Below are 24707 nucleotides of genomic sequence, written 5' to 3'. Positions count from 1 at the left end.
TCTTTTTTAAACCGCGAGGCTCTAGCATGCATCGTACAGAAATCATCAAGCCAGAAGGGCGTATGTTCAGCCGCGAGAGCCCCATCGCCAGTATTGTCGGACCCGAGGGCCAGTTGCTGACCCGCGACAGCCTGCCCGCGCCCGGCACCAAGCGCTGGGTGATCCGGCGCAAGGCGGAAGTGGTGGCGGCGGTTCGCGGCGGTCTGCTTACTCTGGATGAAGCCTGCGAACGCTACAGCCTCACGGTGGAGGAGTTCCTCTCCTGGCAGCGCGCCATCGAGCAGCATGGCCTGCCTGGCCTGCGCACCACCCGGCTGCAGGAATACCGCCCCGGCCAGGTCAAGCCGCTGCCAGCCAAGGCGAGTTTCCGGCCCTGAGCCAGCTTTCCCGGTAAACGGCTGTTTCGGCGCGTCCCGGGCTTTGTAGCCAGCCCGGGCATCGGCGCGAAAAGGTTAACAAACCGCTAGGCAAATTTTGCCGGGGTGTTAACCTCTTCTTCATCCCCGCTCCCTACCCTGACAGTGAGAATGTCCAGGTGCGTGGAAACGCATGGGGTGATGCCGTGAACGGTCTGATGCAATTGCTGCGTAATTTGGGTCCCGCCCGCCTCGCCATGCTAGGCGTCACGGCGGCAGCCCTCATTGGCTTCTTCATCTTCATCGGTATGAAGGTGACACAGCCGAAAATGAGCCTGCTCTATGGCAGCCTCGACCTGACCGATTCGGCGGCCATCGTCGCCCGCCTCGAGCAGCAGAAAATCCCCTACCAGATCGCCGCCAATGGCGCGCAGATCCTGGTGCCGGAAGACCGTGTGCTGCGCACCCGCATGTCGCTCGCCGAATCCGGCATGCCCTCTGGCGGCGGCACCAGCGGCTATGAGCTGTTCGACAAGGCGAACGCGCTCTCGGCCACGAATTTCATGCAGAACCTGAATCATCTGCGCGCGCTGGAGGGCGAGCTTGCCCGCACCATCCGCTCGATCGATCAGGTTGCCTCGGCGCGCGTGCATCTGGTGCTGCCGCGCCGCGAGGTGTTCAGCCGCGAACAGCGCGAGCCGTCGGCTTCCATCGTGATCAAGACGCGTGGCGGCCGCATCGACCAGCCGCAGGTGCGCGCGATCCAGAATCTCGTCGCCGCTGCGGTGCCTGACCTCAAGCCGACCCGCATCGCCATCGTCGACGATCGCGGCAACCTGCTCGCCGGCACCTCGAACGAGGAAGCCGATCCGATGGCCGCCACCGCCACCAAGATGGTGGAGATGCGCCGCCAGGCGGAAGACCGCCTGCGCAAGGCCATCGAGGCGCTGCTCGAGCGTTCCGTCGGCGTCGGCAATGTGCGTGCCGAAGTGGCCGTCGACATGGATTTCGACCGCGTCACCACCAATGAGGAATCGTTCAACCCCGACCAGCAGGTGGTGCGTTCGACCCAGACGGTGAATGAGCAGAACCAGAGCCAGGAAGGCCAGCAGAACGTCACCGTGCAGAACAATCTGCCGGAAGCGCAGGGCCAGGGCGCCAACCAGGCGACCTCGCGCGGCCAGCGCACCGAGGAGACGATCAACTACGAAATCTCCAAGACCATCCGTACCCAGGTGCGCGAAGGCGGCGTGGTCAAGCGCGTCAATGCCGCCGTGCTGGTCAACCAGATCACCACGGTGGATGGCGAAGGCAAGCGTGGCTACCAGCCGCGCAGCCCGGAGGAATTGCAGCAGATCAACAACCTGGTGCGCCGCGCCATCGGCTTCGATCAGGCGCGCGGCGACAATGTCGAAGTCGTCTCCATGCGCTTCGCCGAGCCGGGCGATATTCCTGAGGAAGTCGATCCCGATTCCGTGCCGTTGTTCCTCGGCCTGAACAAGCGCGACCTGTTCCGCATCGGCGAGATCGCCGGCTATCTGCTTGCCGCCCTGCTGGCCCTGCTGCTGGTGGTGCGCCCGATCGTGCGCCGCATCATCGAGGCGTCGCAGAACCCCGACGACGTGCCGCCGGGCATGCTGACCCCGAGCATGCCGGGCGTGCCGCTGGTGGTTGGCTCCGCCCCCATTGCCGAATTGCCCGCCGCGCCCGATGGCATGGCGCCGATGGCAACGCCGGGCATCGAATCCATGATCGACATCGCCCGCATCGAGGGTCAGGTGAAGGCCTCCAGCTTGAAGAAGATCGGCGAGATCGTCGACAAGCATCCGGAAGAGGCGATTTCGATCATCCGCAACTGGCTGTACCAGACCACGTAAGGGCAGGAGCTTAAGCGATGGCCGACAAGGATTACCGACAGCTCAAGGGCCCCGACAAGGCGGCGATCCTGATGCTTGCGCTGGGCGAGGAACATTCCGCCAAGATCTGGCCGCTGCTCGACGACGAAGAGATCAAGGAAATCTCGCAGAACATGGCCAACCTCGGCTCGGTGAATTCCGAGACGGTGGAAAAGCTGTTCCTCGAATTCGTCAACAACTTCTCCTCCACCGGTTCGCTCTCCGGTACCTTCGACAGCACCGAACGCTTGCTGATGAAGGCCCTGCCCGCCGACCGCGTCACCCAGATCATGGAGGAAATCCGCGGTCCGGCCGGCCGTACCATGTGGGACAAGCTGGCCAACGTGAACGAGTCGGTGCTGGCCAACTATCTCAAGAACGAATACCCGCAGACCGTTGCCGTGGTGCTCTCGAAGATCCGCCCGGAACATGCCGCCCGCGTGCTGGCGGCCTTGCCGGAAGAATTCTCGATGGAAGTCGTGATGCGCATGCTGCGCATGGAATCGGTGCAGAAGGAAGTGCTCGACAAGGTGGAGCAGACCTTGCGCACCGAGTTCATGTCGAACCTGGCGCGTACCAACCGCCGCGACAGCCATGAAATGATGGCGGAAATCTTCAACAGCCTCGACCGCAACACGGAAGCCCGCTTCCTGGCGGCACTGGAAGAACGCAGCCGCGATGCCGCCGAGCGCATCAAGGCACTGATGTTCACCTTCGAGGATCTGATCAAGCTCGATCCGAGCGGCGTACAGACGCTGATGAAGTCGGTCGACAAGGACAAGCTCGGCCTGGCGCTGAAGGGCGCTTCCGAAACCTTGCGCGACCTGTTCTTCTCCAACATGTCCGAACGCGCTTCCAAGCTGCTGCGCGAGGAAATGGAGAGCATGGGGCCGGTCCGCCTCAAGGATGTCGACGAAGCCCAGATGGCCATGGTCAACATGGCCAAGGAACTGGCGGCCAAGGGCGATATCATGCTGGCCGACAACAAGGGCGACGACGAACTGATCTATTGATTTGGCTTATCTACTGATGCCGGCGGTATTGGCACAGCAGCACAGGGGTTGAACGCGTTTCATGGCGGGTAAGGCGAAATTTCTCTTCGACCAGCCGTTCGATGGCACCAAGCCGCGATCGGACCCGTCGATATTCCGCCCCAAGGCGCCGCCGCCGAAGTTCAATATGGACGAGGTGGAAGCCGCCAAGGCGCAGGCCTTTGCCGCTGGCGAGCAGGCCGGCCGCGAAGCTGCCGCCGCCGAACATGCGGCTGCCGTGGAGCAGGCCTTGAATGCCATCGAGCAGCGCATGGCGCAGCTTGGCGACAACCTGCAGCAGAGCCAGGCCCAGGCGCGTTCGGAAGCGGTGACGCTTGCCGCTGCCATTGCGCGCAAGCTGGCCACGCAGTTGATGGCGCGCGAACCGCTGCGCGAGATCGAAGCTTTGGTGCTGCGCTGCATGGATGACATGCGTGATGAGCCGCGCCTGGTGCTGCGCGCCAATGACAGCGTGGTGCGGCTGCTGGACGAGAGGATTGATGCGCTGGTGTCGCAATCGGGCTTCGGCGGCAAGGTGATGCTGGTGCCTGACAACAGCCTGGCCGCCTCCGATTGCCGCGTCGACTGGGCCGATGGCTCGGCCGAGCGCAATCAGGCCCAGATCGAACAGGAAGTGGACCAGGCGGTGCAGCGTTATCTAGCCGCGTTGCAATCCGAAGCCGCTGCCCAGGAAGGATGATGAGCCATGGCTGATACTGGCGACGATCTCGAACTCAAGGATATCGGCGCGGGCACCATGCCCGAGGAAGATGATCCGAATGCGGCCCGCACAGCGGCGGACCTGCAGGCGGTGTTCGATATCCCGGTGCATGTTTCCGCCGTGCTCGGCAAGGCCAACATGCAGGTGAGCCAGCTCTTGAAGCTTGGTCGCGGCGCGGTGATCGAGCTTGACCGCAAGGTCGGTGAAGCTATCGACATCTATGTGAACAATCGCCTGGTGGCGCGCGGCGAAGTGGTGGTGGTGGAAGACCGCCTGGGCGTGACCATGACGGAAATCATCAAGGGCGGCAGGGGTTAAGGGTCGGATCGATGCGGCTTATCATCATCGGCACATTGAACGGACAGATCGGCGCCGCCACGCGCATCGCGCTGCAGCGCGGCGCCAAGGTGTCGCAGGTCGAGGATATCGAGGCGGCAATGAACCTGCTGCGCTCGGGCCGTGGTGCCGATCTGGCCATGGTCGATGTGGCGCTGGATGTGAAGCTGCTGGTGGAGAGTCTCAAGGCCGAGCGCATCAATCTGCCGGTGGTGGCCTGCGGTATCGGCAACGATGCCCGCGCCGCCGTTGCCGCGATCCGCGCCGGTGCCAAGGAATACCTGCCGCTGCCGCCGGATGCGGAACTGATCGCCGCCGTGCTGGAAGCCGTGGCGGAAGAAAGCCATGCCATGCTGTTCCGCGATCCGGCGATGGCCGGCGTGGTCAAGCTGGCGGAGCAGATCGCTCCATCCTCTGCCTCCGTGCTGATCACCGGCGAAAGCGGCACTGGCAAGGAAGTAATGGCGCGCTTCATCCATAACCGCAGCCCGCGCACCGACAAGCCGTTCGTCTCGGTCAACTGCGCCGCCATTCCGGAAAACCTGCTGGAATCCGAACTCTTCGGCCATGAAAAGGGCGCCTTCACCGGCGCCGTGGCCCGCCGCATCGGCAAGTTCGAGGAAGCCAATGGCGGCACGCTGCTGCTGGATGAAATCAGCGAAATGGATATCCGCCTGCAGGCCAAGCTGCTGCGTGCCATCCAGGAGCGCGAGATCGACCGCATCGGCGGCAACAAGCCGGTGAAGGTGGATATCCGCGTACTCGCCACCTCGAACCGCAACCTCGCCGAGGAAGTGACCAAGGGCACTTTCCGCGAAGACTTGCTGTTCCGCCTCAACGTGGTGAACCTGAAACTGCCGCCGCTGCGGGCCCGCCCGGCGGATATCGAATTGCTGGCCGGCCATTTCGTCAAGAAATACGCCGATGTGAACGGCGTGCCTGTCCGCCCGCTGGCGCCGACCACGCTGGTGGCGCTGAAGCAGGCGCCATGGCGCGGCAATGTGCGCGAGCTGGAAAACACCATGCACCGCGCCGTGCTGCTGGCCTCCGGCGACCAGATTGAAGTGGAAGCTGTGCGGCTGCCCGATGGCACCGGCCTGGCTGAAGCCATCGGCGCCAAGCCGGCCGCCGCCACGCCGGCTGCGGCACAGCAGCCGGGTGCGCCGGAGCAGGCCCAGGGCATCAATGCCACCGGCATGGTCGGCCGTGCGCTGGCCGATGTCGAACGCGACCTGATCATCGATACGCTGAAGCATTGCCTCGGCAACCGGACCCATGCCGCCACCATTCTCGGCATCTCGATCCGCACGCTGCGCAACAAGCTGAAGCAATATACCGACGAAGGCGTTGCCGTGCCGTCGGCCAATGATGGTTCGCGCGTGCCGGCCTGATGCCGTGCGCCGCAGCCGAACTGAATTTCAAGTGAGCCAGGGCTGACATGACTGAGATGGTTCCGAGCGAAACGGGTACGGCAGGCGCCGCTGGCGGCGCCGGCGGTCCGTCATTCCTCGACCAGATGCGCCGGATGGGGCGTCATGGCGACATCATGCTCGCCATCGGCGTCATCCTGGTGCTGTCGGTGCTCATCCTGCCGATGCCGCCGGTACTGCTCGATATCGCGCTGGCGATCTCGATCACCTCGTCGGTGCTGGTGCTGATGACCTGCCTGTTCGTCACCAAGCCGCTGGAATTCGGCGCCTTCCCGACGGTGCTGCTGATCACAACCATGCTGCGCCTGTCACTCAACCTCGCGACCACGCGCCTGATCCTCGGCAGTGGCCATGAAGGCACCGATGCGGCTGGCCATGTCGTCGAGGCCTTCGGCCAGTTCGTCATGGGCGGCAGCCTGGTCATCGGCATCATCGTGTTCACCATCCTGGTGATCGTGAACTTCGTGGTTATCACCAAGGGTTCCGGCCGTATCGCGGAAGTGTCGGCGCGCTTCAATTTGGATGCCATGCCCGGCAAGCAGATGGCGGTCGATGCCGATCTGTCCGCCGGCCTGATCGATGAGAATACCGCCCGCATGCGGCGCAAGGAGCTGGAGGACGAGTCGAGCTTCTTCGGTGCCATGGACGGTGCCTCGAAGTTCGTGCGCGGCGATGCCATCGCCGGCATCCTGATCACTTTCATCAACCTGATCGGCGGCATCCTGATCGGTGTACTGGACAAGGGCCTGAGCTTCTCCCAGGCCGCCAACACCTACTCGATCCTCACTGTCGGTGACGGCCTGGTGTCGCAGATCCCGGCGCTGATCATTTCGGTCGCCGCCGGCCTCATGGTGTCCAAGGGCTCCGCACACGGCACCACCGACCAGGCGCTCGCCAAGCAGCTTTCCAGCGTCAAGGCGCTTGGCATGTCGGCGGTATTGGCGCTTGGTTTCGCGCTGATTCCGGGCATGCCGTTCTTCCCGTTCATGCTGCTGTCGCTGGTTTTCGGTGCCCTGGCCTATTTCTCGCGGCAGCAGGAGGAGAGGCGCCGAGTTGCCGCCATCGTGCCACCGCCACCGCCACCGCCCGTGGTATCGCCGCTGGACGAGCCGGTGACCAATGCCCTGGCAATCGACGATCTGCGGCTTGAGCTTGGCTTCAGCCTGTTGCCGCTGATCAACGATGCACGCGGCTATCGCCTCACCGACCAGATCAAGGCGCTGCGCCGCCAGATCGCCATCGACATGGGCTTCATCATGCCCAGCGTGCGTATCCTGGATAACATGCAGTTGCCGGGCAATTCCTATGTCGTGCGCGTCAAGGAAGTGGAAGCGGCGCGCGGCGAGGTGCGGCCCAGCATGCTCCTGGTGATGGATCCGCGCGGCGAGCGCATCGCGCTGCAAGGCGAGGAAACCATCGAACCGACTTTCGGCCTGCCGGCCATGTGGGTGGACGAGAGCTTGCGCGACGAAGCCATGTTCCGCGGCTATACCGTGGTCGATCCCGGCACCGTCATCACCACGCATCTCACCGAAGTGGTGAAGGACAACATGGCCGACCTGCTCTCGTTCGCCGAGACGCAGAAGCTGATCGACGAATTGAAGAAGAACAACGAGAAGCTGGTGACGGAAGTGATTCCGAACCGTATCAACGTCAACGGCATCCAGCGCGTGCTGCAGAACCTGCTGGCCGAGCGCGTCTCGATCCGCGACCTTGCCACCGTGCTGGAAGCGGTGGCGGAAGCCACCGGCTATACCCAGAGCATCACCCAGATCACCGAGCATGTGCGCGCCCGCCTGGCGCGGCAGATCTCGAATGCCAATGTCGGCGCCGATGGCTTCATCCCGCTGGTGACGTTGTCGCCCGGCTGGGAGCAGGCTTTCGCGGAATCGCTGATCGGCCAGGGCGAGGACCGCCAGCTTTCCATGGCGCCGTCGCGCCTGCAGGATTTCATCGCCGCCGTGCGCCAGACCTTCGAGCGCCTGGGCGGCGATGGCTATGTGCCGGTGCTGCTGGTCAGTCCCGGCATCCGGCCCTATGTGCGTTCGATCATCGAGCGCTTCCGGCCGGCCACCGTCGTCATGTCGCAGCAGGAGGTCCATCCCAAGGCCAAGCTGCGCACGCTGGCCCAGATCTAGGACGGGGAGCCTTAGGAGATGCGCCTCAAGACCTTCACCGCTACCTCGATGGCCGAAGCCATGGACATGGTGCGCAGCCAGCTGGGCGAGGATGCCATCATCGTTTCGACCAGCCAGAGCCGCGCAAGCGGCGGCGTCGAGATCACGGCGGCGGTCGAAAGCGACAGCCCGGATGATTTCGCCACGCCGGAAGCCCAGGCGTTGCGCGACTCTGCCCGCTATGGCGCTGGCACGCGCGGCTTCGTGCCGGCGGAAGATTTCGCCGCTGGTGATGACAGCTATGCCGATGAATTCGCCGCGCTCTTGCAGGGCGCGCTGTCCTGGCATGGCGTGCCGGCACGGCTGGCCGAGCGGCTGACGCAATCGGCACTCAAGGTTGGCCTGGACGACATGCCCGGCGCGCTGGCAGAAGCGCTGGACGAGCATTTCCGTTTCCCCGGCCTTTCCATGGACAACCGCCCGGTCCTGCTGGTCGGCCCGGCCGGAGCCGGCAAGTCGATTGCCGCCGCCAAGATTGCCGCCCGCGCCGTGATCGAGCAGCGCCGGGCGCATGTGATTTCCTGCGATACCGCCCGTGCCGCCGCCGGCGAGCAGCTTGCCGCGCTGTGCCGTGTCATGGCGCTGCCGTTCACCGAGGCCGCCAATGGCGCCGAGCTTGCCGCCATGATGGCGCATACCGGCGATGCCAAGGTGATCATCGATACCACCGGCCTCAATCCCTTCCAGGCGAAGGAACGCGGGCCGCTGAAGGAACTGATCCTGGCATCCGGCGCGGAACCCGTGCTGGTGATGCCGGCTGGCGGCGATCCGGGCGAGGCGGCGGAAGTCGCCGCCGTGTTCGCAAGCCTCGGCTGCCGCCGTTTCCTGCCCACCCGCCTCGATGCCAGCCGCCGCTTGGGGGGCCTGCTCGCCGCCGCTGATTCAGCCGGGCTTGCCTTCGCCGATGCCGGCTGCAGCCCCTTCGTCGGCAAGGGCTTCGAGCGGCTCGATCCGTTGCAACTCGCTCATTGGCTCTTGCGCGACCCCGATACCGGTGCTAGCGCCAATCTGACCTCGAAGGCTGCCGAATGACTGTGATCGCCATGAACCCGAATACGCCGTCGATCCCGCCCGCCGCCCAGCGCCCGCTGCGCCATCCGGCTGCCCCCACACGGCAGGCCAATGTCATTGCTGTTGCCTCCGGCAAGGGCGGTGTCGGCAAGACCTGGCTCTCCATCTCGCTGGCCCATTGCTTCGCGCGCCAGGGTATCCGCACCCTGCTGTTCGATGGCGATATCGGCCTCGCCAATGTCGATATCCAGTTGGGCCTGATGCCAGACCGCGATCTCGGCTCTGTCATTGCCGGCCGCTTCAGCCTTGCCGATGCGGTGATGCCATCGGAGGCCGGCTTCGATATCATCGCCGGCAAGTCTGGTTCCGCTTCGCTGGCGACGCTGGATCAGGCGGCGCTGAATGGTCTGCGCGATGAACTCTGCCAGCTCGCGCGCAGCTACGACAAGGTGGTGATCGATCTCGGTGCCGGCGTCGATGCCGTGGTGCGCACCCTGTCGCAGGCCGCCGGTGTCACGCTGGTCGTCACCAACGACGAGCCGACCGCGCTGACCGATGCCTATGCCTTCATCAAGCTGGCCCGCATGGCCGACCGCAATGCCGATGTGCGCGTGGTGGTGAATATTGCGCCGACCACCCGCGAGGGCGAGCGGACCCATGCCAAGCTGGCCAAGGCGGCGGAGAATTTCCTGAAATACACGCCACCGCTGGCCGGCGTGATCCGCCGCGACGAGAAGGTGCGCGACGCCATCCGCAACCAGATGCCGATCCTGGCGCGTCATCCGATGAGCGATGCCGCCGCCGATGTCGAAGCCATCGCCGGCAGCCTGGTCGGCATGGCGGCGCATCGCGGCTGATGCCATGGGCATGCGGCTCCGATGAGCGAAATCGGCCGCATCCCGCCTGCTGTTCCGGCACCAGCGCCGGCACCGGCTTCGACTCCGGCCCCGGCTTCTACTCCGGCTGCGACGCCTGCCCCAGCCCCAGCGTCCACCCCGGCGCCCACACCGGCGCCCACATCGACGGCTGATCGCGCCAGCGCCGCCAATACCATCCTCGATGCCCGCCCAGCACAGCAGCCTGGTGCCACCAGGCCGCAGCAGGCGAATACCGCGCCGGCGCCGCAGCCTGCGGCCGATCAGGTGCGCACCACCGATCTTGCCCAGGCGGCACGGTCCGGCTCGGCGCTGGATGCCAATGTGGTGGCGCGCGATGGCAATGCCTTCGTGCTGCGCAGCCAGGGCGGCACTACTTTCGTGATTGCCGCCAACCCGACGCTCGCGGCGGTGCTGAGCCAGGGCAGTGCCTTACGCCTGGCGGTGCAGCCCGGCACGCCGCCCTCCGCCGCTGTGCTTGCCGCCAATGGCACGCCGCTCACCCCGCCGCTGGCGGTGCTGCTGCAAAATCCCACCCCGGCGCAATTGGCCATGGCGGTGGCGCCGCTTGGTGCCGCGGCGCAGGCCGCCACCCTGCCCGGCAAGGGTCAGATACTGTCTGCCACGGTGGTGCAGGGGGCGGGCCAGGTGCAGGCGGTGGCCGGCGCCACGCCGGCGCTGCATGTCGAGGCCAATGCCGGCAACCCGCTGCCGCCGGGCAGCCAGGCGCAGCTCGTGGTGCGCGCCACGGCCGAACCCGGGGCGCAATTGCCAGCCACGGCGACGGCAGCCGCTGCCGCCAAGGCCGCCTTGCCGCCAACCTTGGCGGCGCAGTTGCCGCAGGGCGCCAGCAGCGTGCTGGCCGGTGTGGTGACGGGCCAGAATGCCGCCGGCCAGACCCTGCTGCGCACCACCCAGGGCATGCTGGCGCTGGACTTGCCGCAAGCCTTGCCGGCCGGCAGCCAGCTTGCATTGGAACTCACCGCCCTGGTGCGGCCGGCAGCGCCCAGCGTGACGCAGCTATCGCCATTGCCGGCGGCTGGCATCCTGCAGCGGCTGCAGGGCGGCTGGCCGCTGTTGCAGAGCACCATCGACGCGCTGCGCCAGAGCCATCCCGATCTGGCCGCAAAGCTGGCTCAGGCGATGCCCCAGGCCAATGCCCGGCTGGCCTCCAATGCGCTGCAATTCATGGCCGCCGCCGCCATGGGCAGCGCCCAGGCCTGGCTCGGCGCCGAGGCGAGCCGGGCTTTGCGCGAGGCCGGCAAGGGCGACCTGCTGGCCAAGCTGGATGATGATTTCCGTGATCTCGGCAAGCTCAACCAGCGCGGCGGCGACAGCGACTGGCAGGCGCTGACCCTGCCGATGATGGTGCAGGGCCGGGTGGAGCCGGTGCAGATCTTCATGCGCCGCCGCCGCGACCGCAAGAAGAACCAGACCCAGTCGCGCTTCATCCTGGATTTCAACCTGGAAAGCACCGGCCCGGTGCAGTTCGATGGCTACATGGCCGATAAGCGCCTCGACCTAGTGCTGCGTTCGCTGCATGAATTCGGCCCGGCCTTCAAACTCGACGTGCAGGCGATTTTCGACGAGGCGCTGTCGCTCACCGGCATGACCGGCAGCTTGCGCTTCCACGACCGAGAGCCGCCGATCCCCTGGCCGGCCGAATCCGGCCTCGATCTTGGCCCCGGCCCGCACCAGACGCTGGAAGTCTGAATACGCCCCCCATTTCAACTCACCTGGGGTTGCACCCTGACAATTCCGCCCTTGCCAGGCGTGAAATAGGGCGCTAAATGTCACGCCGCCTGCCGGGTGCTGACCTGCCGGGCAAAGAGAAGTCCATGTGTTCGTATCCCGCCGGGTGTCGACCTGCCGGGGCAACTGAAAGGCAACAACGATGAGCTACAAGGTAGCTGTGGTCGGCGCCACGGGTGTGGTCGGCCGCGAAATGCTCAACATCCTGCATGAGCGCAAGTTTCCGGTCTCGGAAGTGGTTGCGCTCGCCTCGCGCCGCAGCGTCGGCAAGGACGCCCATTTCGGCGACCAGAGGATCAAGGTGAAGGCGCTGGAAGACTTCGACTTCCGTGGCACCGATATCGCGCTGTTCTCGGCCGGCGGCGCCACCTCGAAGGAATGGGCGCCCCGCGTGGCGGCTCAGGGCGCCATCGTGATCGACAATTCCAGCCAGTGGCGCATGGATCCGGATGTGCCGCTGATCGTGCCCGAGGTGAATGCCGATGCCATTGCCGGCTACACCAAGAAGGGCATCATCGCCAACCCGAATTGCTCGACGGCGCAGCTTGTCGTGGCGCTGAAGCCGCTGCATGACCGCGCCAGGATTCAGCGCGTGGTGGTCTCGACCTACCAGTCGGTGTCGGGTGCCGGCAACGACGGCGTGACGGAACTGGAGCGCCAGACCAAGGCGATCTTCGTCAACGATCCGATCGAGAAGCAGAAGTTCACCAAGCAGATCGCCTTCAACGTCATTCCGCATATCGACGTCTTCATGGAAGACGGCTTTACCAAGGAAGAGTGGAAGATGACGGCCGAGACCAAGAAGATTCTCGACCCGAAGATCAAGCTGACCGCCACCTGCGTGCGCGTGCCGGTGTTCATCGGCCATTCGGAATCGGTCAATATCGAGTTCGAGCAGCCGCTCTCGGCCGAGGAAGCCCGCGACATCCTGTCGGACGCCCCGGGCATCCAGGTGCTCGACCGCCGCGAGCCCGGCGGCTACATCACGCCGCTGGAATCGGCCGGCGATTACAACACCTTCGTGTCGCGCATCCGCGAGGACATCACGGTGGAGAACGGCCTGGCGATGTGGGTGGTCTCCGACAACCTGCGCAAGGGCGCGGCACTGAACGCCGTGCAGATCGCCGAGGTGCTGGCCGCCCGCTTCCTGAAGAAGCAGGCCGCCTGAGCCATCCTCTGATCGCATCAAGGGGCGCCGGCCACCCGCCGACGCCCTTTTTCGTTCAGTTCTTTATTCAGTCATTTTGCCGCAGCAGGCGGATCAGCATGTGGCGGACATGGTCCTGGCCGCCAAAGAAGATGGCCAGCACACGGACTTTTCCTGCTGACTCATCAACATCGAACCAGTAGATGGCGCGATCCACGGCGAGATATCGCACGCCCGGTAAGATGTCGTCGCGGGGCGTTCCTCGAATTGGAAAAATTGCTAGGCGGTCTGCCGCCCGGCGGATGGCCATGATGCGTTGCGCGGCATGCTCAAGCGCCAGCTTGGGGTTTTCACCAAAGCCGATATAGCTTTCGAGAAGATGGTCGAAAATCAGCTCGAAATCGCGCTCACTCTCGGCTGAGAACTCAACCGCGAACGGCATGTACCCGGCGTTTCTGCTTCAGCATCCGGGCGAGGCGATCATCCATTGCCGTGCCTGAAACGAACTCCCCGGTCCGGCGCTGCGCCAGCACCGCCGCGAGGGCATCGCGCTGCATGGCCTCGCTCTCGATCTGCCGGCGCAGCAGTTCGACGCCCTGTTGCAGCACGGCGCTGACGCTCGGGAAATGGCCGGCATCCACCAGGGTCTTGGCGAATGAATGCTGATCGTCGGTCAGGGAGATCGAGGATTTTACCGTCATGCTTTTGCCGTCATACCTTTTTGCCAACCAGGGGTTGCCTGGGTGTGGCGAAGGAAATCTATCTCATTACGGTACTACTCAGTCATACTCTGGTCAATTGCCCATGATGCAACGTCAACGGGTTAACCCCCTGCCCAGGGTTAACCATGTGTAAAATTTCACGTGCCGGGACGCCGGATTTGGGCTAGTTTGCCCGTAGAAATTTCACACCAGCCTGCGGAAATCCGCGGGCTTCAGAGGCGCTTGGCAGAATGCCCGTCAATCTCGGCGATAGCGGCGGCAGCTACACGCACACCTATGCCACCCTTGATTCGATCATCGGCGGCACTGGTGACGATGTCCTCACGCTCGCCAATACCCATAACGGCGGCAGGATCGACCTCGGCGCGGGCGAAGACAGCCTGACGCTGGCCAATGGCGGCAACCGCCTCACCATCACCAATATCGAGACCGTCACCGGCGGCTCCGGCGCCGACCTGGTCACCTACAGCCAGCCGATCAGCGCCGCCTCGGTGGATCTCGGCGGCGGTCTCGACCGCCTGACGCTGGCCTCCGGCGGCAACACCGTCACCATCGTCAATGTCGAGACGGTTTCCGCCGGGCTTGGCGCCGATATCGTGGTGCTGTCCGCCCCGGCGACCAATGTCAGCGTCGATCTCGGCGGCGGCAGCGACACGCTGGTGCTGGCCGATGGCACCAACCGCGTCACCGCCACCGGCGTCGAAAGTGTGGCCGGCGGCACCGGCGCCGACAAGGTGACGCTGGGCAACGGCTCCAACACCGTCACCTTCAGCAATGTCGAGAGCGTCACCGGCGGCACCGGCGCCGATACCGTCACCTTCAACGACACGGTCGCCGATGTCGTCGTCGATCTTGGCTCCGGCACCGACAAGCTCGTGCTGCTGGATGGTGGCAACACCGTCACCATCGGCAATATCGAGACCGTTACCGGCGGTACCGGCGACGATACCGTGGCGATCAATGTCTCGGCGGTGAATGTCAAGATCGACCTCGGCGATGGCGACGATACCGTCATCCTGAACGCCACCACCAATTCGATCACCATCACCAATGTCGAGACCATCACCGCCGGCAAGGGCGCTGACTCGATCACCTTCGGCAATACGCTGGATGGCACCACCATCGATCTCGGCCAGGGCGCCGACAAGCTGACGCTCGCTGCCGGCGGCAACACCGTCACCGTCACCAATATCGAAACCATCAATGGCGGCAGTGGCAACGATACCGTGTCGCTGGCCGGCACCAACGGCTATATGCGCATTGACCTGGGCGCCGGCAACGATGTGCTGGTGCTGGACGATGTCGAAAACACCATCACCCTCAGCAATGTCGAAACCCTGGTTGCCGGCAAGGGCAACGACAACATCACGCTGCTGACCAAGCAGACCAACAGCACCATCGACCTCGGCGATGGCGCAGACCGCCTGACGCTTTCCGCCGGCGGCAACACGCTGACGGCGGCGAATATCGAAACCATCACCGGCGGCAGCGGCAACGATGTGGTGACGCTGGCCGAAACCCGCATGGGCACGCTGATCAATCTCGGCGTCGGCCTTGATCGCCTGACCTTGGCCGATGGCGGCAATGAATTGACGCTGGCCAACATCGAGACCATCACCGGCGGCACCGGCGACGATTACATCGTGCTCAATCCGGGCGCCAGCAATGTCAGCATCGACCTTGGCGATGGCAGCGACACCCTGGTGCTTTCGTCCGGCATCAACAATGTCACGGTGAGCAATGTCGAATCGCTCACCGGCGGCCTTGGCGCCGATAGCGTCACCTTCCTCACCACGCTGGTGAACCAGACCATCGATCTCTCCACCGGGGCCGACCGGCTGGTGCTGGCCAATGGCGGCAATGCCATCACGGTGGCGAATACCGAAACCGTGATCGGCGGCAATGGCGCGGACGAAGTCACGCTTGGTGGCGCTGCGTTCAACATGCGCGTCGACCTCGGCGGCGGCAACGATATCCTGGTGCTGTCGGATTTCGTCAACAACATCACTGCCACCAATGTCGAGACGCTGATCGCCGGCACGCTGGCGGATACCGTCACGCTTGGCTCTCAGGTTACCGGCAGCACCATCGATTTGAACGATGGCCTTGATAAGCTGGTGCTGGCCAATGGTGGCAACACGCTGACGGCGGCGAATATCGAAACCGTGATCGGCGGCAGCGGCGCCGATATTGTCACCTTCGTCTCCTCAGTCACCAATGTGCAGGTGCTGCTCGGCCTTGGCGCCGATAGCGTCACGCTGGCCGATGGCGGCAACAGCCTCACCATCGGCAATACCGAGACCATTACCGGCGGTGCCGGCGACGATATCGTCTACCTCGCCGCCATCAGCACAACCAACAGCCTCGATCTTGGCGATGGCAACGATGCGCTGACCCTGATCAGCGGCACCAATGCCGTCACGGTGGCCAATGCCGAGACCATCCAGGGCGGCTCCGGTGCTGATAGCGTCACGCTGCTGACCACCCTGTCGGGCACCGAACTGGTCGATCTCGGCGGCGGCAGCGACAAGCTGACGCTTGCCAATGGCGGCAATATTGCCACCATCGCCAATGCCGAAACCGTAACTGGCGGCAGCGGCGACGATTACATCACGCTCAGCGCCGCGGCAGTGAACCTGCGCATGGATCTTGGCGCCGGCAACGACAGCCTGACGCTCGCCAATGTCAACAACACGCTGTCGATTTCCAATGTCGAGACCCTGGTGGCCGGTACCGGCGACGATGCCGTCACCTTCGGTTCGGCGATTAGCGATGCGGCGATCGATCTCGGCAAGGGCAACGACAAGCTGACGCTTGCCAATGGCAGCAACAGTCTCACTGCCGCCAATATCGAAACGCTGTATGGCGGCACCGGCGCCGACAGCATCACGCTGGCCGATACGGTGAGTGGCATCCTGGTCAATCTTGGCACCGGGCTTGATAGCATCACGCTTGCCGATGGCGGCAACAATCTCACCATCGGCAATACCGAGACCATTCTTGGCGGCACCGGCGATGACGTGATCTCACTCGGCGCGGCCGCTTCCGCCGCCGGCATCGACCTTGGCGACGGCACCGATACGGTCATTCTCGGCACCGGCATCAACACCGTCACCCTGACCAATGTGGAATCGGTGACCGGCGCCGCCGGCACCGATACCGTGGTGCTGAAAAGCGCCATGACCAACAGCGAGAGCATCGACCTTGGCGCCGGCATCGACCGCCTGACGCTTGCCGATGGCGGCAATGCCGTGTCGCTGGCCAATATCGAAAGCATCACCGGTGGTTCGGGCGATGATTACGTCACCCTCAGCGCCGCCGCCGCCGGATACCGCATCGATCTTGGTGCCGGCACCGACAGCCTGACGCTCGGCAACTACGCCAACACGATCACGGTGTCGAATGTCGAGGTGCTTACCGCCGGCAACCAGGCCGACCAGATCACCTTCGGCACCCGGCTTTCCGATGCCTTCATCGATCTTGGCGCCGGCAGCGACAAGGCCGTGCTGGCTTCAGCCAACAACACCGTCACCTTCGCCAATGTCGAGAATATCATCGGCGGCAGCGGCAGCGACGTGGTGGCGCTGGATGGCGCCGTCACCAATGCCAGCGTCAATCTCGCCCTCGGCCAGGATAAGCTGACGCTGGCCAATGCCGTAAACAGCCTCACGGTCGCCAATGTCGAGACCGTGACCGGCGGCAGCGATGCCGATACCGTCACGCTGGCTGCCGGCTCCACCGGCATGACGTTGGATCTTGGTGATGGTGCCGACACCATCATCTTCGCTGGCGGCACAAATACCGTGTCGCTGGCCAATGTCGAGACCATCACCGGCGGCGCAGGTGCCGACAACATCACGCTGCTCACCGAATTGTCCGGCAGCGAGGTGATCAATCTCGGTGCCGGCGCCGACCAGTTGAAACTGGCCGATGGCGGCAATGTGCTCACCATCGCCAATGTCGAAACCGTAATTGGTGGCGCCGGGGCCGATGATGTCACGCTGGCGGCTTCCACCTCGGCCATGGTGATCAATCTCGGCGGCGGCAATGACAGCCTGACGCTCGGCAATTTCGCCAATAACGTCACTGTTTCCAATGTCGAGACACTGACCGCCGGCACCGGCGCCGATGTCGTCACCTTCGGCAGCAAGCTCACCGATGGCACCGTTGATCTTGGTGCCGGCAATGATCGCCTGACGCTGGCCGATGGCGGCAACACTGTCACGGTGGTGAATATCGAAACCGTGCAGGGTGGCAGCGGTGCCGATACGGTGACGCTGTCCGAAACCGTTACCGGCGTCCTGGTCAATCTGGCGCTGGGGCTGGACAAGCTGATCCTGGCCGATGGCGATAACAGCCTCACGGTCGCCAATGTCGAGACCATTACCGGCGGCATCGGCAATGACAGCATCACGCTCGGCGTGGCCGCTACCGGTGTTGCCATCGACCTCGGCGATGGCGATGACGTGCTGCAGCTCGCCACCGGCGGTAACAACCTGACGGTCAGCAATGTCGAGACCGTGACCGGCGCTGCCGGCACCGACAGCATCACGCTCGCCACCACCATGGCTGCTGGCAGCAAGGTCGATCTTGGCAGCGGCAGCGACAAGCTGGTGCTGGCCAATGGCGGTAACACGCTGCTGGTGGCCAATGTCGAGACCTTGCAAGGCGGCAGCGGCGACGATGACGTGACGCTGGCCAATGCTGCCAACAACCTGCGCATCGACCTCGGCGCCGGCAATGACAGCCTGACGCTCGGCGACTTCACCAATTCGCTCACCGTCACCAATGTCGAGACACTCACCGCCGGCAGCGGTGCCGATACCATCACTTTCGGCTCCAAGCTCACCAATGGCAGCGTCGATCTCGCCGATGGCAATGACCGCCTGATCCTGGCCGATGGCGGCAACACCCTCAGCGTCACCAATATCGAGACCATTACCGGTGGCAGCGGCGCCGATACGCTCTACCTTGACACCACGGTCAGCGGCATCCTGGTCAACCTGGCCGCCGGCACCGACAAGGTGGTGCTGGCTGCCGGCGACAACAGCCTGACCATCGCCAATACCGAAATTGTCTACGGTGGCAGCGGCGACGATCAGGTGACGCTGGCCGCCGCCTCGACCAATGTCACCGTCGATCTTGGCGCCGGCAGCGATTCGCTGATCCTGATCTCGGGCAGCAATTTCGTCACGGTGAGCAATTTCGAGACCATCCTGGGTGGCCGTGGCGCCGATACCGTCACGCTCGGCAGCGTGCTTACCGGCGATGAATTCATCGATCTTGGCGACGGCGCCGACAAGCTGATCCTGGCCAATGGCGACAATGTGCTGTCGGCGACCAATATCGAAATCCTGGTCGGCGGCAGTGGCTACGATGTGATCACGCTGACCGCCGCCGCCGCTGGCATGAATATCGATCTCGGTGCCGGCGAGGATAGTGTCACGCTCGGCGATTTCACCAACAATGTCACGTTGACCAATGTCGAGGTACTCAGCGCCGGCAGCGGCGATGACACTATCACTTTTGCAAGTGTGCTAACCGATGCCAGCGTCGATCTCGGTGCCGGCAATGACAAGCTGACACTGGCGGCCGGCGCTAACAGCTTGACCGTCGGCAATGTCGAGACGGTGCAGGGCGGTACCGGCGCCGATACGTTGTATTTCGCCGAAGGTGTCACCGGCGTGGTGGTGAATCTTGCGGGCGGCAGCGACGCTCTGGTGCTGGCGGATCAGGATAACCAGCTTACCATCGGCAATGTCGAAAGCGTGCAGGGTGGTGCTGGTGCCGATATCGTTACGCTGTCGCCGATGGCTTCGCCCTATGCGGTCGATCTTGGCGGTGGCGCCGATATCCTGGTGCTGCCCACCGGCGGCAACACCATCACCATCGGCAATGTCGAGACCGTGGTTGGCGCCAGTGGCAACGACAGTGTGGTTTTCACCAACGTCTTCAGCAACGGCGAGACGCTCGATCTTGCCGCCGGCCAGGACAAGCTGGTGCTGGCCGATGGCGGCAATATCGTTTCCATCGTCAATATCGAAACGGTTGTTGGCGGCAACGGCAACGACATCATTTCCTTCACCAATGCCGCCACCAATATCCGCGTCGATCTCGTCGATGGCGACGACACGCTGAAGCTCGGCAACTACATCAACAATGTCACCGTCGGCAATGTCGAATCGCTGGTCGGCGGCACCAACAACGACACCATCACCTTCTTCACCCGCGCCGAGGGCGCCGTGATCGATCTCGGCATCGGTGCCGACAAGCTGGTACTGGCGGCAGGCAACAACCTGGTCACGGTTGCCAATGTCGAAAGCATCACCAGTTCCAGCGGCGCCGACAGCATCACCCTGATCGGTGCCACGCCGCAGGCGGTGATCAATCTTGGCTCCGGCCTCGATACGCTGCAGCTCGCCGATGGCGGCAATAGCGTCACGGTGTCGAATGTCGAGACCATTCTCGGCGGTGTCGGCACCGATACGGTCACGCTCAATTCCGGCGCCAGCGTTGCCAGTATCGATCTTGGCGATGGCAACGACACCGTGGTGCTGGTCGGCGGCAACAACACTGTCACCATCAGCAATGTCGAGACCGTGCAGGGCAGCGGCGGCAACGACACCATCACGCTCGCCACTGGCGATATCACCACCGCCGAGATCTATGGCGGCGATGGCGACGACAGGATCATCGGCAGCGATGGCGAGAACCGCATCTATGGTGGTGCCGGCAACAACACCATGACCGGCGGCGCCTCCAGCGATGTTTTCGTCTATGAAGGCGGCGCCGACCGCATCACGGATTTCTCCGGCGGTGCCGGCGATGGCGACCGCGTCGACCTCAATGCCGTCGGCGTAATGGATTTCGATGGTGTGCTGGCCGTGGCCGCCCAGGTGGATACCGACGTGGTGCTGGATTTCGGCAGCGGCTTCACCATCACCCTGGTCGGTCAGGTGCTGGAAGACCTGCAATCGGGTGACTTCATCTACAGCCTCTAGGGCTGCCTCCCGTCACCGCCTTTGTTCTTTACATGTTCTTTTTTTTCGACTAGGCTGGCGGAAATTGAATTTTCGCTCAAGTCTTTGATTGTGCCAATTTATTCAGAACTATTATGGAAAATGGCGTTCATTTAAGGCGAAATAAGCAAAAATAAGAAGAAATAAGGAAAAATAAGAAGAAATAAGCCGGAATAAGCACGGGATAAGACGATTTAGTGCGAAATACCGGGGTTATCGGCGATTTCAGCGCAGCCGCTCGATGGCCGGTTCGCGGCTCGGGTTGTGCATTTCGTCCTGGGCCTGGGCGTAGAGCATGTCCGGGCTGCCCGCCATCACCGCCTGGCGCAACACCCCATGACAGCCGGCCATGGCGAAGGCGGCGGCCTTCTTCAGGCTCTTGCCGCGCAGCAGCCGGGCCAGGAACAGGGCGGCGAACAGGTCGCCGGCGCCTTTCGGTACAGCCGGGCCCAGATCGGGCACGGCCAGCAGCCAGGCGCCTTCGTCATTCACCGCCAGCGCCTCCACCTTGCCCTGGCCGCCATCGCGCCGGCCCAGGCTGGTCGCCACCACGATACGCGGGCCGCCGGGATCAAGGCGGCGGCGCAGTGCATCCACCGCCGCCAGCGCTTCCGGCAGTGTCTGGGCCGGCTGGTTGGTGAGGTATTCCAGCTCGAAGCGGTTCGGCGTAGCGCTGGTAGCATGGGGCAGCAGCTCATCGCGCAGCATCGCCGCCAGGCCGGCATCGACATAGAGGCCGGTATCGTTGTCGCCCAGCACGGGATCGCAGAGCCAATGGAAATGCGGGCTGGCCGCCTTGGCTGCCAGCATGGCGCGGGCGGCGGCCTCGGCGATGGCCGGGCGGCCGAGCCAGCCGGTGATGCCACCCTTTAGCCGGCCCCAATGCGGCAGGCTGGCCAGCGCCCCGGCCCAGGCATCGATGGCGGCCGGCTCGGTCAGCACCGGGGCGGGGCCGCTCTGGCCGGGATAAAGCTTGCCGGGATGGAAGGCCAGCACGGCGGTCGGTATCGCCAGCACCTCGAAACCCTGGCGCTGCAGCGGCAGCATGGCGGCGCTGTTGCCGACATGGCCATGAATCACCTGGCTCTGGATGGCGAGTATGGTCACGCCGCTGGCTTTCTCTTTCCCGTGCAGGTCGTGCCGGAGCTTGCCACGGGTGGGCCGGGGATTATAGTGGCCGGCAATCATTTCGCAGTGCAGCATGGGGGATCGACGATGCAGGGCAGCCTTTCGGAAACCAGTGTCAGGCCGCGCCGCTCGGTGCTCTACATGCCGGGCTCCAATGCCCGCGCGCTGGACAAGGCCAAGACCCTGCCGGCTGATGGCCTGATCCTCGATCTGGAAGATGCCGTGGCGCCCGATGCCAAGGCGGTGGCGCGCCAGCAGGTCTGCGATGCGGTGAAGGCCGGCGGCTATGGCGGTCGCGAGCTGATCATCCGCACCAATGGCCTCGATACCCCCTGGGGGCTGGACGATCTGGCCGCCGCTGCCGCTGCCGGGCCCGATGCCGTGCTGTTGCCCAAGGTGGAGAATGCGGCGCTGATCCAGCAAGCCGCTGACTTGCTGACCAAGCATGGCGCGCCGGCGCGCACCCGGCTCTGGGCGATGATGGAAACGCCCAAGGGCATTCTTCACGCCGAAGCCATCGCCGCCTCGCATCCGCGCCTCGAATGCCTGGTGATGGGCACGTCGGATCTGGTCAAGGACCTCAATGCCCGGCACACGCCGCTGCGCCTGCCCGTCGCCGCCTCGCTGTCGCTCTGCCTGCTGGCGGCGCGCGCCTATGGCCTGGCCATCCTCGATGGCGTCAATCTCAACCTCGATGACGATGCCGGCTTCAAGGCCTCCTGCGAGCAGGGTCTGGAATATGGTTTCGACGGCAAGACGCTGATTCACCCGAAGCAGGTCGAGCCCTGCAATGCGGTGTATGCGCCTTCGGCCGCCGAGGTCGAGTATGCCCACAAGATCATCGCCGCCTTCGAGGCCGCCACGGCGGAAGGCAAGGGCGTGGTGCTGGTGGATGGCAAGCTGATCGAGAATCTGCATGTGGCGCAGGCCAAGAAGCTCACCGCGCTGGCCGCCGCGATCGACAAGCTGCGTCAGGCTTAGGCGTTGGGGAAGGGGTAGGGACCATGGCGAGCAAGACCAATCTGGGCAATTTCCTTGAGGATTTCCGCCTCGACCAGGAAATCCGCCATGCCACGCCGCGCACTGTCGGCTGGGGCGATGTGGCGCTCTACACCGCGCTGTATGGCAGCCGCTTCCCGGTGCCCTCGGCCGACAGCTTCTCGCGCAAGCTCGGCCTCAAGCGCGCCCCGGTGGATGACCTGCTCACCTTCCATGTCGTGTTCGGCAAGACCGTGCCGGATATCTCGCTCAACGCGGTGGCCAATCTCGGCTATGCCGAATGCCGCTGGCTCAGCCCGGTCTATCCCGGCGACTCGCTCTCCGCCGTCAGCCGCATCATCGGCATCAAGGAGAATTCCAACCGCAAGAGCGGCGTCGTCTATGTCCGCAGCCAGGGCTACAAGGATGGCGACGAACTGGTGCTCGACTATGTCCGCTGGGTGATGGTGAAGAAGCGCGACGAGAACGCGCCGCTGGTCGCCGAGCGTGTGCCGCAGCCGGCCGTTGCCGTGCGCGCCGACCAGCTCCGCATCCCCGCCGGCATGGATTTCACCCAGTATGACTGGACGCTCGCCGGCAGCCCGCATGGCTGGGAAGACTACGCCGTCGGCGAAAAGATCGACCATGTCGATGGCATGACCATCGAGGAGGCCGAGCACCAGCTTGCCACCCGGTTGTACCAGAACACCGCCAAGGTGCATTTCGACCAGTATCGCCAGGGTCAGGACCGGCTTGGCCGGCGCCTGATCTATGGCGGCCATATCATCTCGCTGGCCCGCTCGCTCAGTTTCAACGGGCTCGGCAATGGCGCTTTCCTCGCCGCCATCAATGGCGGCCGCCATGTCAACCCGACGCTGGCCGGCCACACCGTCTATGCCTGGTCGGAAATTCTCGACAAGGCCCGCATCCCCGGCCGCGCCGATGTCGGCGCGCTCCGGGTCCGCACCGTGGCGCTCAAGGACCGCCCAGCTGACGGCTTCCCGGAGAAGGATGCCGAGGGCAAATACCTCGACAGCGTCGTCCTGGACCTCGATTATTGGGTGCTGATGCCGCGTAAATAGCCGGCTCCGACGGATTGGACCACTTCCCGCTGTGGTTTGGCCGCAGCCTTGCCCAGCTGCCCCGGTCAGGCCATCCAGAACGCGGTCTTATTCGTATAGCTTATGCCCTTGCGACTGGCGGGGGTGGGGAGTAAGAACTCCCTGGAATCGTTGACTAGACAGGGGTGGAACCTACAATCCCCCCAGCTTTCCGGGTGCCGGGCCTGCCGCCTCCTGCGGCCGCTCCGGCACGCGCCCCAGATCGAAGGCATGAAATGGCGAATATCGAACGACCGCTTTCTCCGCATCTGCAGGTCTACCGGTTGCCGATCACGGCGATCACCTCGATCCTGCACCGTATCACCGGTGTCGGCCTCGGCCTCGGCACCCTGCTGCTGGCCTGGTGGCTGGTCGCCGCCGCTGCCGGCCCGAATTACTTCGCCCTGGTCCAGGCGGTGCTCGGCTCCTGGCTTGGCCGCCTGATCATACTCGGCTTCACCTGGGCGCTGTTCTATCACCTCTGCAATGGCATCCGGCACCTCGCCTGGGATCTCGGCCATGGTTTTGAGAAGGCCGTTGCCGGTCGCTCGGCCTGGATCGTCATCATCGCCTCCGTGGCGCTGACCCTGCTGGCCTGGATCCTGGCCTACGCCTGGAAGTGAGGAGCGCATCATGAGCAATAGCAAGAATACCATGCGCAGCCCGCTCAAGCGTGTGCGCGGCCTCGGTTCGGCCAAGGAAGGCGTGCAGCATTGGTGGCTGCAGCGCGTGACCGCCGTTGCCCTGGTGCCGCTGGTGCTGATCCTCGCGGTCGCATTGCTGAAACTCGGCACTGCCGATCACGCCGCTGTCGCCGCCGCCTTCAAGCATCCGCTGCTGGCGGTGATCGCCCTGCTCGGCGTGCTGGCGGTGTTCTGGCATCTCAAGCTCGGCCTGCAGGTGGTGATCGAAGATTACATCCACACCGAAGGCACCAAGCTGCTTGTGCAGCTCGGCACCACCTTTGCCGTGTTCCTGGTCGGCGCGCTCTGTGCCCTGTCGATCCTGAAGCTGTTTTTCGGAGCCTGA

The 24707-nt window shown here is 64.2% G+C and carries 19 protein-coding genes; 16 read left to right on the top strand and 3 right to left on the bottom strand.

From position 1 onward, the window contains the following. The first annotated feature begins 26 nt into the window (after positions 1-26). From sciP to V6B08_RS00270, 11 genes are all read left to right on the top strand, one after another. Entirely contained in the window at positions 27-377 is a 351-nt protein-coding gene (sciP, locus tag V6B08_RS00320; RefSeq protein WP_440588782.1) for a CtrA inhibitor SciP, read from the top strand. 158 nt (positions 378-535) lie between these two features. Beyond that, a complete protein-coding gene (gene fliF, locus V6B08_RS00315; RefSeq protein WP_341976915.1) occupies positions 536-2233 on the top strand; it encodes a flagellar basal-body MS-ring/collar protein FliF in 1698 nt (565 codons plus the stop codon). 17 nt (positions 2234-2250) lie between these two features. Then, positions 2251-3264, top strand: coding sequence for a flagellar motor switch protein FliG (fliG, locus tag V6B08_RS00310; RefSeq protein WP_341976912.1), 1014 nt, complete (start codon positions 2251-2253; stop codon positions 3262-3264). Between the two features lie 61 nt (positions 3265-3325). Then, entirely contained in the window at positions 3326-3982 is a 657-nt protein-coding gene (locus V6B08_RS00305) for a FliH/SctL family protein (RefSeq protein ID WP_341976910.1), read from the top strand. A gap of 57 nt (positions 3983-4039) precedes the next feature. Next, positions 4040-4321 (top strand): flagellar motor switch protein FliN, encoded by a 282-nt coding sequence (gene fliN / locus V6B08_RS00300; RefSeq protein WP_341981549.1) that lies wholly within the window; start codon positions 4040-4042, stop codon positions 4319-4321. Positions 4322-4332: 11 nt separating this feature from the next. Next, positions 4333-5730: a sigma-54-dependent transcriptional regulator FlbD gene (gene flbD / locus V6B08_RS00295; protein WP_341976908.1), complete on the top strand. Its 1398-nt coding sequence runs from the start codon at positions 4333-4335 to the stop codon at positions 5728-5730. Between the two features lie 56 nt (positions 5731-5786). Continuing rightward, entirely contained in the window at positions 5787-7907 is a 2121-nt protein-coding gene (flhA, locus tag V6B08_RS00290) for a flagellar biosynthesis protein FlhA (protein ID WP_440588807.1), read from the top strand. Between the two features lie 18 nt (positions 7908-7925). Then, the gene (locus V6B08_RS00285) at positions 7926-8978 is read left to right on the top strand and encodes a flagellar biosynthesis protein FlhF (RefSeq protein WP_341976906.1); all 1053 of its coding nucleotides are present in this window, start codon (positions 7926-7928) and stop codon (positions 8976-8978) included. Further along, positions 8975-9814 (top strand): MinD/ParA family protein, encoded by an 840-nt coding sequence (locus V6B08_RS00280; protein ID WP_341976904.1) that lies wholly within the window; start codon positions 8975-8977, stop codon positions 9812-9814. The genes V6B08_RS00285 and V6B08_RS00280 overlap by 4 nt, the downstream gene beginning before the upstream one ends. 21 nt (positions 9815-9835) lie before the next feature. Then, positions 9836-11545 (top strand): amino acid adenylation domain-containing protein, encoded by a 1710-nt coding sequence (locus V6B08_RS00275; RefSeq protein ID WP_341976902.1) that lies wholly within the window; start codon positions 9836-9838, stop codon positions 11543-11545. Between the two features lie 181 nt (positions 11546-11726). After that, on the top strand, positions 11727-12752 hold the full coding sequence (locus V6B08_RS00270; protein WP_341976900.1) for an aspartate-semialdehyde dehydrogenase: 1026 nt from the start codon (positions 11727-11729) through the stop codon (positions 12750-12752). A gap of 67 nt (positions 12753-12819) precedes the next feature. Here the strand turns inward: V6B08_RS00270 and V6B08_RS00265 are convergent, their stop codons facing one another. Both V6B08_RS00265 and V6B08_RS00260 read right to left on the bottom strand, forming a co-directional pair. Continuing rightward, positions 12820-13173, bottom strand: a complete 354-nt coding sequence (locus tag V6B08_RS00265; protein WP_341976898.1) for a type II toxin-antitoxin system RelE/ParE family toxin — start codon at positions 13171-13173, stop codon at positions 12820-12822. Further along, positions 13157-13432 carry a ribbon-helix-helix domain-containing protein gene (locus V6B08_RS00260; RefSeq protein WP_341976896.1) on the bottom strand — a complete coding sequence of 92 codons (276 nt, stop codon included), beginning with the start codon at positions 13430-13432 and terminating at the stop codon, positions 13157-13159. The genes V6B08_RS00265 and V6B08_RS00260 overlap by 17 nt, the downstream gene beginning before the upstream one ends. 251 nt (positions 13433-13683) lie before the next feature. Between V6B08_RS00260 and V6B08_RS00255 the strand changes: the two genes are divergently transcribed. Beyond that, complete coding sequence (locus V6B08_RS00255) at positions 13684-20454, top strand: calcium-binding protein (RefSeq protein WP_341976895.1); 6771 nt, start codon at positions 13684-13686, stop codon at positions 20452-20454. 243 nt (positions 20455-20697) lie between these two features. Here the strand turns inward: V6B08_RS00255 and pdxY are convergent, their stop codons facing one another. Continuing rightward, the gene (gene pdxY / locus V6B08_RS00250; RefSeq protein WP_341976894.1) at positions 20698-21579 is read right to left on the bottom strand and encodes a pyridoxal kinase; all 882 of its coding nucleotides are present in this window, start codon (positions 21577-21579) and stop codon (positions 20698-20700) included. Between the two features lie 108 nt (positions 21580-21687). Between pdxY and V6B08_RS00245 the strand changes: the two genes are divergently transcribed. The 4 genes from V6B08_RS00245 (at position 21688) to sdhD (ending at position 24707) form a co-directional block, all read left to right on the top strand. Continuing rightward, complete coding sequence (locus V6B08_RS00245) at positions 21688-22581, top strand: HpcH/HpaI aldolase/citrate lyase family protein (RefSeq protein ID WP_341976892.1); 894 nt, start codon at positions 21688-21690, stop codon at positions 22579-22581. Positions 22582-22604: 23 nt separating this feature from the next. Continuing rightward, positions 22605-23660 carry a MaoC family dehydratase gene (locus tag V6B08_RS00240; protein ID WP_341976891.1) on the top strand — a complete coding sequence of 352 codons (1056 nt, stop codon included), beginning with the start codon at positions 22605-22607 and terminating at the stop codon, positions 23658-23660. 254 nt (positions 23661-23914) lie between these two features. After that, complete coding sequence (sdhC, locus tag V6B08_RS00235) at positions 23915-24301, top strand: succinate dehydrogenase, cytochrome b556 subunit (RefSeq protein ID WP_341976889.1); 387 nt, start codon at positions 23915-23917, stop codon at positions 24299-24301. A 10-nt stretch (positions 24302-24311) separates the two neighbouring features. Beyond that, positions 24312-24707, top strand: a complete 396-nt coding sequence (gene sdhD / locus V6B08_RS00230; protein WP_341976888.1) for a succinate dehydrogenase, hydrophobic membrane anchor protein — start codon at positions 24312-24314, stop codon at positions 24705-24707.

The organism is Ferrovibrio sp. MS7, from assembly GCF_038404985.1.
GTDB lineage: Bacteria > Pseudomonadota > Alphaproteobacteria > Ferrovibrionales > Ferrovibrionaceae > Ferrovibrio > Ferrovibrio plantarum.
Note: the sequence above shows the minus strand (reverse complement) of the source record. Positions and strands in the feature narration are given on the sequence as shown.